Source organism: Campylobacter sp. RM12642, from assembly GCF_020137635.1.
GTDB lineage: Bacteria > Campylobacterota > Campylobacteria > Campylobacterales > Campylobacteraceae > Campylobacter_E.
This window is the reverse complement of sequence record NZ_JACGAT010000001.1, coordinates 1-14,879: the sequence shown is the minus strand read 5'-3', so window position 1 is coordinate 14,879 and position 14,879 is coordinate 1. Positions and strand designations below refer to the sequence as shown.

The window sequence follows — 14,879 nt, the reverse complement described above, 5'->3', positions numbered from 1 at the left end:
TTAGTAATTATTTAAAGGAGTTAAAATGACTAGAATATTAATGATTGAAGATGATTTAGAATTAGCAGAAATTTTAAAAGAATATTTAGAGCAATATGATATGAAAGTTGATATTGCTGATGAGCCATATATTGGATTGTCAAAATTAAATCTTACTACATATGATTTGATTATATTAGATTTAACATTACCTGGAATGGACGGACTTGAAGTATGTAAAGAAATTAGAAAAAAATATACAAGTCCAATTATAGTATCATCTGCAAGACACGATATAAATGATAAGGTAGAAGCTTTAGAATTAGGCGCTGATGATTATTTACCAAAACCGTATGATCCAAAAGAATTAAAAGCTAGAATTACATCACATTTAAGAAGATTTGAACAAATTCAAATAAGTGCAAATGAGCATAGCAACAAGACTTTAGAATATGATGAATTTAAACACGCTATTTATTTTAGGGGCAAAGAATTAGTTTTAACAAATGCAGAATTTGATATTTTAAGTTATTTAATTAAAAAAGAAGGTGGTGTAGTTAGCCGCGAAGAATTAATTTACAATTGTTCTTCAATTAATGAAGAAAGTTCTAATAAAAGTATAGATGTAATTATTTCTAGAATAAGACAAAAAATTAGTGATGATAGCAAAACTCCAACTCATATTCACGCAATTAGGGGAATTGGTTATAAGCTAACACAATGAAATCTAGTATTTTTTATGTAATTACTTTTATTTTTATATTAGCTACTTCAACTATAGGAATGGCGTTTATTTGGTTGATTAATTATGATAAGGATAATTATTCAAACGAACTAAACGCTAGATATTCTTACTTAGCGAATTTAAAACTCCAAGAATTAAATAATGCAATTACTGAAGATGAATTTAATTACAAACAAAATCAATTTAAACTTAAATTAATAGACCAAGATAGTAAAAAATTAATTTTATTTGATGCTATAACATTGGCTGAAGATAGTAATAACTTAGGAGCAAGTAAAATTCTTACAAGTAATGGCAAGAATTATTTATATATAATAGCAAATGATAAAGATTTCTTATATGAAGATACGAATTTTAATTCTTATAGATATATGAGTATTCAAATAATATTATGTATAGTTATTTTGGTTTTATTAATTAGTTATATATTTGTTATAGGTAAATTAAGACCTATTAGAAGACTTAAAAGACAAATTACAAAATTTGCTAGCAATGATTTAGATAATATAGAAAATATAAGCAAGGGTAATGATGAGATTTCTCAAGTTTCAGATGCTTTTTATCAAGCTATTAAAAAAATTAAAGATTTAAATACTTCAAGACAATTTTTTTTAAGAAATATAATGCACGAGCTTAAAACTCCAATTACAAAAGGTAGAATTACAGCTGAAATGCTAGAAGATACGAAATTTAAGCAAAGACTTATAAATGTATTTGATAGAATGGTTATTTTAATAGATGAATTAGCCGCAGTAGAGCAAATCACAAGTGGAGTTGCAAAAAATCCAAAGAAAATTTCAATTAATCACATTTTTAATGAAGCAAAAGAAATGTTGCTTTTAGAAAATGAAAAAATTAATATTATAAGTGATAATACTTTTGTAGTTTATGTTGATTTTAAACTATTTACAACTGCAATTAAAAATTTATTAGATAACGCTATTAAATATTCAGATGATAATGCTGTAAGAGTTATAATTTGCCATGAAAGTATAAAGTTTTATAACAAAGGTAAAAAATTAGATAAAAATATTGAGTATTATTTAGAGCCTTTTACTCAAGGTGGTAATAAGAGTTCAAATTCTTTTGGCTTGGGGCTTTATGTTGTAAATACGATTTTAGAAGCTCATAAATTGAAATTAAATTATAACTATGATAATGGTTATAATATTTTTGCCATTACTAATCTTGATAATATAATCAAAGAAGAAAAAACTCAAGAAAAATAACCTTTATTAACTTTAAAAAAGCTAAAATATCAGCTTATTTCACACACACCAATCCTTATTTGTTGCAACGCTAGTTGTATTTGGGTGTGGAGGTAAAAACAATTTTTTAAGGAGAAACCTATGGTTACAATGAGAGATTTATTAGAATGTGGTGTGCATTTTGGGCATCAAACAAGACGCTGGAATCCTAAAATGAAAAAGTTCATTTTTGGTGAGAGAAAAGGTATTTATGTAATTGATTTACAAAAAACAATTAGATATTTTAGATATACATACAATATCGTTCGTGATGCAGCAGCAGAAGGTAAAACAATTTTATTTGTTGGAACTAAAAAGCAAGCAACAGATGCTATTAAAGAATATGCAATTAAATGTGGAATGCCATATGTAAATCACAGATGGTTAGGCGGTATGATGACAAACTTTGAAACTATTCGCCAATCAATTAGAAAACTTGAAGTTATTGAAAGTATGCAAGAAGATGGAAGCATTAATTTATTAACTAAAAAAGAAGCATTAATGCTAAATCGTAAAAAAGAAAAATTATTAGATTATTTAGGCGGTATTAGAGACCTTAAAACTCGCCCTGATATGATTTTTGTAATTGATACAGTAAAAGAAAAAATTGCAGTTGCAGAAGCAAATAGATTAAAAATCCCAGTAGTAGCTCCAATTGATACAAACTGCGATCCTGATGTTGTAGATTTTCCTATCCCAGGTAATGATGATGCTATTCGTTCAGTTCAATTATTCTGCCAAGAAATGTGCGAAGCTATATTAGAAGGTAAAGCTTTAAGAGAACAAGATGGTGAAGTAGTTGAAAGAGCAGAAGTTAGCGAAGATGAAAAACAAGAAGTATTAGAAGAAGCTATGATGGAAGGGGAAATGTAATGGCAGAAATTACAGCAGCAATGGTAAAAGACCTGCGCGAAAGCACAGGTGCTGGAATGATGGATTGTAAAAACGCACTTAAAGAGTGTGATGGAGATATGCAAAAAGCAGTTGAATACTTAAGAGAAAAAGGCTTAAGTAAAGCTGCTAAAAAAGCTGATAGATTAGCAGCTGAAGGTTTAATTGGTGTTAAACTTTCAAATAATTTAGCAAGTTTAGTAGAAATCAATTCAGAAACTGACTTCGTTGCTAAAAATGATAAATTTATAGATTTAGTAAATAAAACAGTTGAGCAAGTTCAAGTTAGTGGAGTTTGCGATGTTGAGAGTTTATTAAATAGCAATATTGATGGAGCTAAATTTGAAGATTATCTAAAAAATCAAATCGCAACTATTGGAGAAAATTTAGTTGTAAGAAGATTTGCTACTTTAAAAGCAAATGATAATGAAGCTTTAAGTGGTTATTTACACACAAATGGTCGTGTAGGTGTTATCGTTAAGGCTAAATTTAATAATGCTGCTAATAAAGCAAAAGTTGAAGAATTTTTAAAACAACTTTGTATGCATATTGCAGCTATGAAACCAAGTGTTTTAAGTTATAAAGATTTAGATAAGGAATTTGTAGAAGCTGAATATAGAGCTTTATGTGCTGAACTTGAAAAAGAAAATGAAGAATTAGTTCGTCTTAAAAAGCCACTTCATAAAATTCCACAATTTGCAAGTAGATTACAAATTACCGATGCAGTTTTAAAGAAAGCTGAAGAAGATATAAAAGCTGAATTAAAAGCTCAAAATAAACCAGAGCAAATTTGGGATAAAATTGTTCCTGGTCAAATGGCAAGATTTATAGCTGATAACTCAATTTTAGATTCTCGCCTTACATTAATGGGACAATTTTATGTAATGGATGATAAAAAAACTATAGAGCAAGTTATTGCTGATAAATCAGCTGAATTAAAAGATGAATTAGTAATTGAAAGCTTCGTAAAATATGAAGTTGGCGAAGGCTTAGAAAAGAAAAACGAAGATTTCGCAGCAGAAGTTGCAGCTCAAATGGGTAATTAATGTTAAAAGCAAGCGGTGTTGGTAAAAAATACGATGCCGTTTTATTTAACAATTTAAATTTAACTTTAAATCCGCAACAAACTTTAGCCGTCTTAGGCAAAAGTGGTTGCGGAAAATCTACATTATTGCATATTCTATCAACACTTTTAGCACCTGATAGCGGGGAAGTCTTTTATAAAGATAAGAATATTTATAAACTTAGCGAAGATGAAAGATTATTAATAAGAAGAAATGATTTTGGAATTATTTTTCAGCAGCATTATCTTTTTAAAGGATTTTCAGCTTATGAAAATATTGAATTAGCAAGTGTTTTATCAAATAATAAAATAGATGATGAGATAATTAATTTTTTAGGTATTAAAGAAATTCTAAATAAAAAAGCAAATGAATTAAGTGGTGGAGAGCAACAAAGAGTAAGTATTGCTAGAGTTCTTTGCAAAAAACCTAAAATTATTTTTGCTGATGAGCCAACTGGAAATCTTGACCCAACAAATGCAAAAATAGCTATGAAGTTATTAATTGATTATGTTAAATTAAACAATTCAGCCTTATTTTTAATTACTCACGATGAAAATTTAGCTTTAATGTGTGATGATATTTTAAGGATAAATAATGGGTAAGTTAGTTTTTTTAAGTGGAGCTGGTCTTAGTGCCCCATCTGGCTTAAGCACTTTTAGAGATAATGATGGTTTGTGGGAGCAATATGATTTAGATATAGTTTGTAATTATCAAACTTGGATTAAAAATTTTAATTTAGTTCATGAGTTTTATAATAAAAGAAGACTTGAATTAAGAAAAGTTAAACCTAATAAAATGCACAAAAAAATTGCTGAAATATCAAGGCATTTTGAAGTTATTAATTTTACTCAAAATGTTGATGATTTATTAGAGCGTGCAGGGTGTGAAAATGTAATTCACTTGCACGGAAAATTATTAGAATTACACTGCACTAATTGTAATGATATTACTAAGCTTAATTTAAATGATGATTTGGAATTTAAATTTGAAAATTGTAAAAAATGCCAAAGTAAATTAATTAAACCTAGTGTGGTGTTTTTTGGAGAACAAGCGCCATTTTATACTGATTTATATTCAACATTTTATAATCTTAATGAAGATGATTTGGTGGTTATCATAGGAACAAGCGGTGCAGTTATTAATATAAATTATTTATTAAGGTTTGCAAAATCTAAAAACATACTAATTAATTTAGAAAAAAATAAATATATAAATGAAGCTTTATTTTCTCATATTATTTATAAATCTTGTGATGAATGTATAGATGAATTAGAGCAAATTATTCAAGAATGGAACTCGTAAGATTATTTAGTGAGCAAAACATAGTTTTGTTTATGCTATTACTTGCTAGAATGAGTGGACTTTGCTTGTTTTTTCCATTTTATTCGCATTTACAAATTCCTGTGGTTATTAAGTCTAGTTTTGTTATTATTATGACTTTTTTTTTCTATCCATTAGCTCATACTAATATAACGCCAAATTATTTAGTTATTGCTCTTATAACTGAGCTTTTGTTAGGACTTGTTGCAGGTCTTTGTTTGCAGCTTACTTTTACGATTTTACAAATGAGCGGAGAACATATTAGTTTTATTATGGGTTTTTCTATGGCTAGCGTGCTTGATCCAAATACTGGTGCAAATACTCCTATCATTGGTCACTTTATTTCTCTTATTGCATTACTTTTGTTTTTAGCTTATGATGGACATCATTTGGTCTTGTTATTTTGGGCAAAGAGTTTAAATGGTATTGCTTTAGGTGATTTTGCTTTGCATGATGGTTGGTTTAGACAGATAATGAATGAGACTAAAGACATATATTTAGTTGGTCTTAGCCTTGCGTTTCCAATAATTGCCATATCAATGCTTAGTGATTTTGTATTTGGTTTGCTTATGAAAACAATGCCACAATTTAACCTTTTAGTGGTAGGCTATCCTATAAAAATAACGATAGCATTTATTGTTTTGATGACAATTTTAGCTACAATCTTGTTTTATTTTAAAGAATTGGTTTTAAAAGTGTTTTTACAACTTGAACTATTTGTAAGTTAGGAAGGTATAATGAATGCAATATTAATTAATAAAAATCCAGCAATTTCAAGATTAATAAGCCTTAGTTTGCAAAAATTAAATATTACTTATAAAGAAATAAATAATTTAGAAGAGCTTGAACCTTGTGATATTATTATAGCTGATAATGAGTGTGAAGTTGATATTAAATTATGTCAACAAATGTCTAAAAAACTAATTCTTATATTAGCAAAAAATGAAACAAGTAATGATGCAATAGTTATTCATAAACCATTTTTACCTACTGATTTTATAGATTTGATAAATAGTTTTAAAGACGAATTAAAAGAAGATTTTAATACTAGCGATTTAGATAATATTGATTTATTAAGTGATGATATTGATTTGGAAGAATTTAAAATAGATAATATCACTGATTTAGATAGTTTAGACTTGAATGATTTTGGTAATAGTTTAGGTTTAGAAACTAAGCTTGATTTAGATAATACTGATGAATTAAATTCTATAGATGATTTTAACATAGATAGTATTGAAGAACTTGATAATTTAAATAATGATGAATTATTGCAAGATTTAGATAGTTCTAATGATTTAACTTCTTTAGATGATGAATTACTGCAAGATTTAGAGAATTTAGATGATGTTGATAATAAATTTAGTGAAGAATTGGATAATATTGAAGAACTTGATAATTTAAATAATGATGAAGCATCTCAAGGTTTAGATGATATTAATAATGAATTAGATGAGAATTTAAGCGCTCTTGATGATTTAAATTCTTTAGATGATGAATTAGATACGAAATTATCTGATTTTAATGAAGATGAGAATTTAAATAATGATGAACTATCACAAGATTTAGATAGTTCTAATGATTTAACTTCTTTAGATGATGAGTTACCACAAGATTTAGATGATACTAATGATGAATTAGATGAGAATTTAAGTGCTCTTGATGATTTAAATTCTTTAGATGATGAATTAGATACGAAATTATCTGATTTTAACGAAGATGAGAATTTAAATAATGATGAACTATCGCAAGATTTGGATACTTTAAGTGATATTGAGAATTTAGATGAATTAAGTAATGCTATTGTTTTAGAAGAAGATTTAAAAACTACGAAAGACATAGATGATTTAGAAGAGAATTTAAATAATGATTTAAATTTAGATGATTTGAATAATATTGATGAATTTTCATTACCTGAAAGTTTTGAAGAATTAAGTAGAGATTATCAAGATTTATTGCAAGATGATATTGATTTTACAAGTTCAAATGATTTAGAAGAAGATATAAACAATAGTTATGAAGATGATAATTTTAAAGATTTAGAAGATGATTTAAATACAGAAATAACAAATGATTTTGATGTTGTTACGGGTGATTTAGATGTAGCTGAAGATATGAAAGATGATTTTAATGATAGTGGTTTAGAAGAAGAATTTGAAGATGTGAAAGAAGATTTGAATATTAATAATCATTTAGAAGATATTCAAGATAATGAATTAGGTTCTTTAGCTGCTTTTGATGATATTAAAGATGATATTGAAGATATTCAAGAAATTGTAGGAGATGAAAAAGTGAGTGATTTTGATGATTTAAATGAAATTGAAATTAAAAAAGCGTTAGGGGAGGAAGTTGTAGAATTATTAGACAATAATGAAGATATAAAAGAAAAAAATAATGATTTTACTAATAGCATAGAAGCAAATGTTGATGATGACATTAGTGAAGTTAGCGAAAATGTTACAAAAGCAGTAAATCAAGCTATTATCAATAGCACAAAAGGCACGAAAAATCGTATAAAAGATATAAATATATCAATTAATATAAGTTTTAAAGATTAATTATGGCAGGAATTTTATTAATATCAGGCCCAAGTGGTGCGGGCAAAAGCACACTATTAGAGCGTTTAGCACAAGATTATAATGATTTTTATTTTTCAATATCAGCAACCACTAGAGCTCCTAGAGTAGGAGAAAAAGAGGGTGTAAATTATTATTATTTGACCCACGAAGAATTTGAATTAGGAATTAAAAATGATGAATTTTTAGAGTATGCTAATGTTCATGGGAATTATTATGGAACGCCATTAAAACCAATTTATGACGCTTTAGAAAATGGTAAAAATGTTATTTTAGATATAGATGTTCAAGGCTTTAGAATAGTAAAAGATAAATTAGGTAAAGATTTTTTATCAGTTTTTATAAGTCCTGAGAATGAAAAAGTATTAAAAGAACGCCTTGTTTCTCGTGGCACAGAAAATCCTGATGTAATTGCTAAAAGACTTCATAATGCAACTGCTGAAGTTCAAGCTATTGGAAGATATGATTTTTTTATTATAAATGATGATTTGGAAAAAGCTTATAAAGAGCTTAAATTACTTTACCAAGCAGCAAACTTAAAAGTGTTAAATAAAGACATTAAAAAATTTATTTCAGAATGGAAAAAAGGAGAATAATATGGGAATAGGTAGTGGATGGCACTGGATTATTGTTTTATTAGTAATCATTTTATTATTTGGTGGTAAAAAATTACCAGAACTTGCAAAAGGCTTAGGAAAAGGTATTAAAACATTTAAAAAAGAAATGGCAGATGATACTACTGCAAAGCCTGTGAATGAAATTGATGAATTAGCTGATAATACTAAAAAAACTGAAGCTAATGAAGTAAAAAGCGAGCAAAAAGCCTAATGCTAAAGGAAAGTATTAAAGAGTATTTATCAAAAGTATTAGAATGCGAATTTAGTTTAGAAAGTCCAAAAGATAGAAATTTAGCTCATTTTGCAATGCCTTGCTTTAGCTTTGCAAAAGAGCTTAAATTAGCCCCAAATAAAATTGCAGCAGATTTTGCAGAAAAATTGAAAAATTGTGAGATTTTTAGCAGTGTTGAAGCAGTGAATGCTTATGTCAATTTCAAATTATCAAATGATTTTTTAGATAAATTATGTAAAAATGCTTTAAATAACCCAGAAGATTTTGCAAAAAGTCCTAAAAAAAATTATAAAATCTTGCTTGAATATGTAAGTGCAAATCCTACAGGACCACTTCACATAGGGCACGCAAGGGGTGCTATTTATGGAGATAGTTTAAATAAAATTGCAAAACATTTAGGCTATACATTTGATACAGAATATTATGTAAATGATGCAGGTAATCAAATAGATTTATTAGGCGAAAGCGTTATTTTAGCTATAAGAGATTTTGTTTTAAAAGAAAATGTTGAATATCCTGAAAGTTTTTATGGTGGCGAGTATATGCAAGAACTTGCTAGGATTTTTTATGATAAATTTAAAGATGATTTTATAAATAATAAAACCAAAATAGCAAGTTTAGCTAAAGATGAAGTCTTAAAAGAAATCAAGCAAACTTTAGCAAATGCTAGAATTAAGATTGATAATTATGTAAGCGAAACTGCTTATTATCCAAAGCTTGAAGAAACTTTAGAAAAATTAAAAAAAGCCGAAGCAACATATTTAAAAGATGATAAATTATATTTAGCATCTACAAAATATGGAGATGACTTAGATAGAGTTATTGTGCGTGAAGATGGTAGGGGGACTTACTTAGCAGCTGATATTGTTTATCACGATGATAAATTAAGTAGGGGATATGATAAAGTTATTAATATATGGGGAGCTGATCATCACGGCTACATTGCTCGTGTAAAAGCTGCTATGAGTGCTTTAGGGCATGATGCTAATAATCTTGAAGTAATCCTAGCTCAGATGGTTAATTTGCTAAAAAACGGACAACCTTATAAAATGAGTAAAAGAAAAGGTAATGTCATTTTATTTAGCGATGTTTTAGATGATATTGGCGTAGATGCTTTAAGATATATTTTTATAAGTAAGCGTTGTGATAGCCCGCTTGAGTTTGATGTAGATGAGTTTAAAAAGCAAGATAATTCAAATCCTATTTTTTATATAAACTACGCACACGCAAGAATTCATCAAATATTTGCAAAAGCTAATAAAAACTTTAATGATGTAATTAATGTTAGTTTAAGTAATTTTAAAGATGAAAATGCACTTAATTTATTATTTGATGCTTTAGCTTTAAATGATGTTTTAGAAGATGCTTTTAATAGCAGAACTCTTTCTAAATTATGCGATTATTTAAAACAAATCGCAAGTTCATTTCATAAAATTTATAATGAAACTAGAGTTATTGGACATGAAAACGAAGAGCAATATTTAAAAATATTTGCTCAAGTTGCTTTATGTATAAAAACAGGTTTTAGCTTAATTGGTATAAATGCAGTAAGTAGAATGGAAAAAGAGTGAGTAAAAAACACAATAAATCCCCAGAGCAAGTAGCTTTGGGGGTAAATAAAATTTATAAAAGTAAAAAAATAGAAAGTTATGTAGTATTAGTAGTTTTAGCATTTTGTTCTTATGCTATTGGTGAATTAAGCTTTTTTAAGAACTTTGGAATATCAGCTTTAATAATTGCCGTAATTTTGGGAGCTGTTATTGGAAATTTCGCACATCATAATGTAAGCTTATTAAAAAAAACAGGTGCTTTAGGAGTATGCACTAAGCAGATTTTAAGACTAGGGATTATTCTTTATGGTTTTAGAATTTCTTTAAGTGATATTGAAAGCATTGGTTTAAGTGGAGTTGGACTTGCTTTTTTTATAGTTTTTTCTACATTTTTTATTGGCTTATTAATAGGAAAATTATTAAAAATAGACTTTTTACAATCAGCATTAATTGCTAGTGGTTCTAGTATTTGTGGAGCTGCTGCTGTTTTAGCTAGTGAGAGTGTGCTAAAAGGTGGTTCGGCAAGAGTTGGTATAGCAGTTTGCACCGTAGTTGTGTATGGTTGTATTGGAATGTTTGTTTATCCATTGGTTCAAAATCTATTTGATTTAGATGGTAGATTATTTGGCTTTTTAGTAGGTGGGACTTTACACGAAGTTGCGCATGTTGTAGGAGCGGGTTCAAGTATAGGAGTTGATGGGGCAAATTCAAGTATAGTTATAAAAATGGTAAGAGTTTTAATGCTTGTTCCGTTTTTATTAATGCTTAGTTTTGGATTTAAAAAAGAAGAAAAAAAAGGCAATTTCTTAAATCAAATTCCTTGGTTTGCTTTAGGATTTTTACTAGCTTGTGGCATATCAAGTTTGCCTATTTTAAATACAGAATATGCTTTAAATGTTATAAAGCCTAATATTGCTATTTTTGATACATTTTTATTAAGCTTAGCAATGGTGGCACTTGGAGTAAATATTAGAAAGGATATGTTAAGCAAAGCTGGTCTTAAGCCATTTATTATGGCAGCAATTTTATGCGTATGGTTAGTGGTTGCAGCTTATGCTTATATAAAGGTGTTTTGTTAATGAGAGCAGAATGGCAAAAATGTGAATATATATTATTAGCATTACCTCATAAAGATAGTGATTGGTCGCCTTATTTAAATGAGATTTTAAATTCTTATTTAGAATTTGCAAAAGCGATTACAAATCATTGTAAGGTGCTTTTAGTTCATCACGAAAGTGCAAATCTTGATGAGTTTAAAAAGTTAAATAATATAGAGTTTTATTGTTTTAATACTAATGATACTTGGATTAGAGATTTTGGTCCAATTGATAATAATTTGGATTTTGTTTTTAATGCTTGGGGGAATAAATTTAGTTCTAATTTAGACAATGCTTTTAATGAAAATTTGTTTAAAAATTATCTTAAAAAAGACCTAAATAAAATTGATTTTATTTTAGAAGGTGGTAGCATTGATACTAATGGCAAGGTATTATTGACAACTACTGAATGTTTATTAAACGATAATAGAAATCAACAAAGCAAAGAAGAAATAGAAAATACACTTAAAAAATATTTAAAAGTTCAAGAAGTTTTATGGCTTGAAAATGGTGTAATTATAGGTGATGATACGGATTCTCATGTGGATACTTTAGCTAGATTTATTGATGAAAATACTATCGCTTATAGTTCTTGCGAAGATGAAAATGATGAAAATTACGCTAGTTTAAAAGCCTTAGAAGATGAGCTTAAAAAAACTAAATACAATCTAATCTCACTACCAATTCCTAGCCCAAAACATTATAATGGCAAAAGATTAGGCTGCACTTATGCTAATTTTGTGTTTGTAAATGACGCTTTAATAATGCCTTGTTATGATGATAAAAACGATGAATTAGTAAGACAAAAATTACAAAAAGCCTTACCTAATCATAAAATTATTTTAGTAAATGCCTTAGTCTTCGTAAGGCAAAATGGTTCATTACATTGTTCTTGTATGAATATATTTGAAGAATAATTTTATTTTCATAATTACTCTTTTTAATTAATTTTTTAATTTATAATAAAATTTTTATTTTAAAAACAAGGGGTAATTATGAAAAATATTTTAGATTTAGTAGGCAATACACCAGTAGTTAAACTCAATGCTTTAACAAATGATAAGATGGCTCAAGTTTATGTAAAACTTGAGAAATTTAATTTAAGCGGTAGTGTAAAAGATAGAGCTGCTTTAGCTATGATAGAAGAAGCTAAATTACAAGGAAAATTAAATTCTAATTCAATCATTTTAGAGCCAACTAGTGGAAATACAGGTATTTCTTTAGCGTTGATTGCTAGATTAATGGGCTATAAAGCTTGCATAGTAATGCCTGATACTATGAGTAAAGAAAGGCGAGATTTAATAAAAACTTTCGGAGCTGATTTAATTCTTACGAGTGGAAAAGATGGTATGAAAGGTGCTATTAATAAAGCTTTAGAATTAGCAAAGAGTGATAATAGATATATAATCTTACAACAATTTGAAAATCCAGCGAATACAAAAGCGCATTATACGAAAACAGCAGAAGAAATCATAAAAGAATTTAAAACTCTTGATTATTTTGTAGCAGGAGTAGGCACAGGCGGGACTATTAGTGGTGCTGGTAAGAGATTAAAAGAGCATTTTAAAGATATTAAAGTAATAGCAATAGAGCCAGAGCAATCTCCAATGCTTAGTAAAAATACAGCAGGAGCGCATAAAATTCAAGGAATAGGGGCTGGATTTGTTCCTGCTATTTATGATGCTAGTGTGGTTGATGATATTGTTTGTGTAGATGAAGCTGATGCAATTAATATGGTAAGATTATTAGCTAGTAAAGAAGGATTATTATTAGGAATTTCATCTGGTGCTAGTATATTTGCAGCTTTAGAATTGGCAAAAACTTTACCAAATAATAAAAAGATTTTAGCAATAGCTCCTGATGGCGGAGAAAAATATATTTCTATGGGGATTTTTGATGTTTGATAATTTAAAATATGATTTAGAAAATATTTTAAAAAACGACCCAGCAGCAAGAAATAAATTAGAAGTTTTTTTATTATATCCTGGTGTACATTCTGTGTTGTTTCATCGTTTAGCGCATTTTATGTATAAGAAAAAATTATTTTTTATAGCTAGATTTATATCTCAATTTTCAAGATTTTTAACAGGTATAGAAATACATCCAGGAGCAATAATTGGCAAAGGCTTATTTATTGACCACGGAATGGGAGTTGTGATTGGAGAAACGACTATTATAGGAGATAATGTTACTATTTATCACGGGGTTACTTTAGGCGGCACAGGTAAAGTTAGTGGTAAAAGACATCCTACCATTGAAGATGGAGTAATAATTGGAGCAGGCGCTACTATCTTAGGCAATATCACAATTGGTAAAAATGCAAAAATCGGTGCGAATGCTACTATTTTAAAAAATGTATCACCAAATACAACAATGGTAGGAACTATAGGAAAGGAAATAATCAAGAATATAAAATAACTAGAATTTGATAATATCTTGAAAACTTATAAGGATAAAAATATGTTAAAAATTGGTTTAGTATCACAAAAATATAGCGAAAATATGAGAGAAATCACAAAAGCAAAGATTAAAAATGTTGCTAAAAAAGGTGCAAAATTAGTAATTTTACAAGAATTACACCAAAGTGCTTATTTTTGCCAAGTGCAAAATACTAATAATTTTGACCTAGCTAGTGATTATGAAAATGATTTGATTTTTTGGAGCGAAGTAGCAAAAGATAATAATATCGTATTAGTTACATCTTTATATGAAAAACGCCTAGAAGGTTTATATCACAATACTGCTATAGTTTATGAGAGTGATGGAAGTATTGCAGGAAAATATCGTAAAATGCACATACCTGATGATCCACATTTTTATGAGAAATTTTATTTTACTCCAGGTGATTTAGGTTTTCGTGCGATTGATACAAGCGTAGGAAAATTAGGAGTTTTAGTATGTTGGGATCAGTGGTATCCTGAAGCTGCAAGACTTATGGCTTTAGATGGAGCGCAGATTTTAATATATCCTACAGCTATTGGTTGGCTTTATGAAAACGGCGTTAGTGATGATAGTGAAACTATGCAAGACCAATTAAATGCGTGGCTAGGTGTTCAAAGAGGACACGCAATAGCTAATTGTTTGCCTGTTGTGGGGGTAAATCGTGTTGGTTTTGAAGATGTAAGTCTTAGTGGCGAAAGCAGCATTACTCAAAATGAGAAAAAACATTTTATAAATAGCAATGAAACTACTAAAAATGGTATTGATTTTTGGGGTAATAGTTTTGTATATGATGCACAAGGTAAAGAGTTATTTAGAAGCAATGAAAGCGAAGAGCTTGAAGTAGTAGTTGCTATAGATATGAAAAAATGCGAACAAATAAGACGCTGGTGGCCGTTTTTAAGAGATAGAAGAATAGAACATTATTCTAATCTAACAAAAAGAGCTATAAAAGAATAAATCATTTTGGAATTTAATTAGGAATTAGCATTAAGCTAGTTTCTAATTGCTAGGATATTTTATGGCTTTTAAAAATGCAATTAGTGATGATAGATTAGATAAAAAATACTCACTTTCTTATATCTACGGAGAACATACTAATAGTTGGTATGGCAGACAATG

At 28.2% G+C, this 14,879-nt stretch carries 16 protein-coding genes; all 16 read left to right on the top strand.

What is annotated here, in order from left to right:
• Positions 1-25: 25 nt before the first annotated feature.
• Positions 26-703, top strand: coding sequence for a response regulator transcription factor (locus AVBRAN12642_RS00080; RefSeq protein WP_214115742.1), 678 nt, complete (start codon positions 26-28; stop codon positions 701-703).
• Positions 700-1,953, top strand: coding sequence for an ArsS family sensor histidine kinase (locus tag AVBRAN12642_RS00075; RefSeq protein ID WP_214120154.1), 1,254 nt, complete (start codon positions 700-702; stop codon positions 1,951-1,953). Before AVBRAN12642_RS00080 ends, AVBRAN12642_RS00075 begins: the two co-directional genes overlap by 4 nt.
• A gap of 120 nt (positions 1,954-2,073) precedes the next feature.
• Complete coding sequence (gene rpsB / locus AVBRAN12642_RS00070) at positions 2,074-2,844, top strand: 30S ribosomal protein S2 (RefSeq protein ID WP_214115740.1); 771 nt, start codon at positions 2,074-2,076, stop codon at positions 2,842-2,844.
• Positions 2,844-3,908, top strand: coding sequence for a translation elongation factor Ts (tsf, locus tag AVBRAN12642_RS00065; protein ID WP_214120153.1), 1,065 nt, complete (start codon positions 2,844-2,846; stop codon positions 3,906-3,908). The genes rpsB and tsf overlap by 1 nt, the downstream gene beginning before the upstream one ends.
• Complete coding sequence (locus AVBRAN12642_RS00060) at positions 3,908-4,528, top strand: ABC transporter ATP-binding protein (RefSeq protein WP_336607562.1); 621 nt, start codon at positions 3,908-3,910, stop codon at positions 4,526-4,528. Before tsf ends, AVBRAN12642_RS00060 begins: the two co-directional genes overlap by 1 nt.
• Positions 4,521-5,228, top strand: coding sequence for an SIR2 family NAD-dependent protein deacylase (locus AVBRAN12642_RS00055; protein WP_336607561.1), 708 nt, complete (start codon positions 4,521-4,523; stop codon positions 5,226-5,228). The genes AVBRAN12642_RS00060 and AVBRAN12642_RS00055 overlap by 8 nt, the downstream gene beginning before the upstream one ends.
• Entirely contained in the window at positions 5,216-5,974 is a 759-nt protein-coding gene (gene fliR / locus AVBRAN12642_RS00050; RefSeq protein WP_336607560.1) for a flagellar biosynthetic protein FliR, read from the top strand. The genes AVBRAN12642_RS00055 and fliR overlap by 13 nt, the downstream gene beginning before the upstream one ends.
• A gap of 9 nt (positions 5,975-5,983) precedes the next feature.
• Entirely contained in the window at positions 5,984-7,804 is a 1,821-nt protein-coding gene (locus AVBRAN12642_RS00045) for a hypothetical protein (RefSeq protein WP_336607559.1), read from the top strand.
• Between the two features lie 2 nt (positions 7,805-7,806).
• Positions 7,807-8,418 (top strand): guanylate kinase, encoded by a 612-nt coding sequence (gene gmk, locus AVBRAN12642_RS00040; protein ID WP_336607798.1) that lies wholly within the window; start codon positions 7,807-7,809, stop codon positions 8,416-8,418.
• 1 nt (position 8,419) lies between these two features.
• On the top strand, positions 8,420-8,650 hold the full coding sequence (tatA, locus tag AVBRAN12642_RS00035) for a twin-arginine translocase TatA/TatE family subunit (RefSeq protein ID WP_214115733.1): 231 nt from the start codon (positions 8,420-8,422) through the stop codon (positions 8,648-8,650).
• Positions 8,650-10,242 (top strand): arginine--tRNA ligase, encoded by a 1,593-nt coding sequence (gene argS / locus AVBRAN12642_RS00030; protein WP_267524420.1) that lies wholly within the window; start codon positions 8,650-8,652, stop codon positions 10,240-10,242. Before tatA ends, argS begins: the two co-directional genes overlap by 1 nt.
• The gene (locus AVBRAN12642_RS00025; RefSeq protein WP_239803498.1) at positions 10,239-11,300 is read left to right on the top strand and encodes a YeiH family protein; all 1,062 of its coding nucleotides are present in this window, start codon (positions 10,239-10,241) and stop codon (positions 11,298-11,300) included. The genes argS and AVBRAN12642_RS00025 overlap by 4 nt, the downstream gene beginning before the upstream one ends.
• Entirely contained in the window at positions 11,300-12,235 is a 936-nt protein-coding gene (locus AVBRAN12642_RS00020; protein ID WP_336607558.1) for an agmatine deiminase family protein, read from the top strand. The genes AVBRAN12642_RS00025 and AVBRAN12642_RS00020 overlap by 1 nt, the downstream gene beginning before the upstream one ends.
• A gap of 78 nt (positions 12,236-12,313) precedes the next feature.
• Positions 12,314-13,222: a cysteine synthase A gene (cysK, locus tag AVBRAN12642_RS00015; protein WP_336607797.1), complete on the top strand. Its 909-nt coding sequence runs from the start codon at positions 12,314-12,316 to the stop codon at positions 13,220-13,222.
• The gene (gene epsC / locus AVBRAN12642_RS00010) at positions 13,215-13,736 is read left to right on the top strand and encodes a serine O-acetyltransferase EpsC (protein WP_214115729.1); all 522 of its coding nucleotides are present in this window, start codon (positions 13,215-13,217) and stop codon (positions 13,734-13,736) included. The genes cysK and epsC overlap by 8 nt, the downstream gene beginning before the upstream one ends.
• A 42-nt stretch (positions 13,737-13,778) precedes the next feature.
• Positions 13,779-14,717 (top strand): carbon-nitrogen hydrolase, encoded by a 939-nt coding sequence (locus AVBRAN12642_RS00005; RefSeq protein WP_214142768.1) that lies wholly within the window; start codon positions 13,779-13,781, stop codon positions 14,715-14,717.
• The last annotated feature ends 162 nt before the right edge of the window (positions 14,718-14,879 follow it).

Coding starts and splice junctions, on each gene's coding strand:
- AVBRAN12642_RS00080 (WP_214115742.1), top strand. CDS start 26: ATGACTAGAATATTAATGATTGAAGATGATTTAGAATTAGCAGAAATT.
- AVBRAN12642_RS00075 (WP_214120154.1), top strand. CDS start 700: ATGAAATCTAGTATTTTTTATGTAATTACTTTTATTTTTATATTAGCT.
- rpsB (WP_214115740.1), top strand. CDS start 2,074: ATGGTTACAATGAGAGATTTATTAGAATGTGGTGTGCATTTTGGGCAT.
- tsf (WP_214120153.1), top strand. CDS start 2,844: ATGGCAGAAATTACAGCAGCAATGGTAAAAGACCTGCGCGAAAGCACA.
- AVBRAN12642_RS00060 (WP_336607562.1), top strand. CDS start 3,908: ATGTTAAAAGCAAGCGGTGTTGGTAAAAAATACGATGCCGTTTTATTT.
- AVBRAN12642_RS00055 (WP_336607561.1), top strand. CDS start 4,521: ATGGGTAAGTTAGTTTTTTTAAGTGGAGCTGGTCTTAGTGCCCCATCT.
- fliR (WP_336607560.1), top strand. CDS start 5,216: ATGGAACTCGTAAGATTATTTAGTGAGCAAAACATAGTTTTGTTTATG.
- AVBRAN12642_RS00045 (WP_336607559.1), top strand. CDS start 5,984: ATGAATGCAATATTAATTAATAAAAATCCAGCAATTTCAAGATTAATA.
- gmk (WP_336607798.1), top strand. CDS start 7,807: ATGGCAGGAATTTTATTAATATCAGGCCCAAGTGGTGCGGGCAAAAGC.
- tatA (WP_214115733.1), top strand. CDS start 8,420: ATGGGAATAGGTAGTGGATGGCACTGGATTATTGTTTTATTAGTAATC.
- argS (WP_267524420.1), top strand. CDS start 8,650: ATGCTAAAGGAAAGTATTAAAGAGTATTTATCAAAAGTATTAGAATGC.
- AVBRAN12642_RS00020 (WP_336607558.1), top strand. CDS start 11,300: ATGAGAGCAGAATGGCAAAAATGTGAATATATATTATTAGCATTACCT.
- cysK (WP_336607797.1), top strand. CDS start 12,314: ATGAAAAATATTTTAGATTTAGTAGGCAATACACCAGTAGTTAAACTC.
- epsC (WP_214115729.1), top strand. CDS start 13,215: ATGTTTGATAATTTAAAATATGATTTAGAAAATATTTTAAAAAACGAC.
- AVBRAN12642_RS00005 (WP_214142768.1), top strand. CDS start 13,779: ATGTTAAAAATTGGTTTAGTATCACAAAAATATAGCGAAAATATGAGA.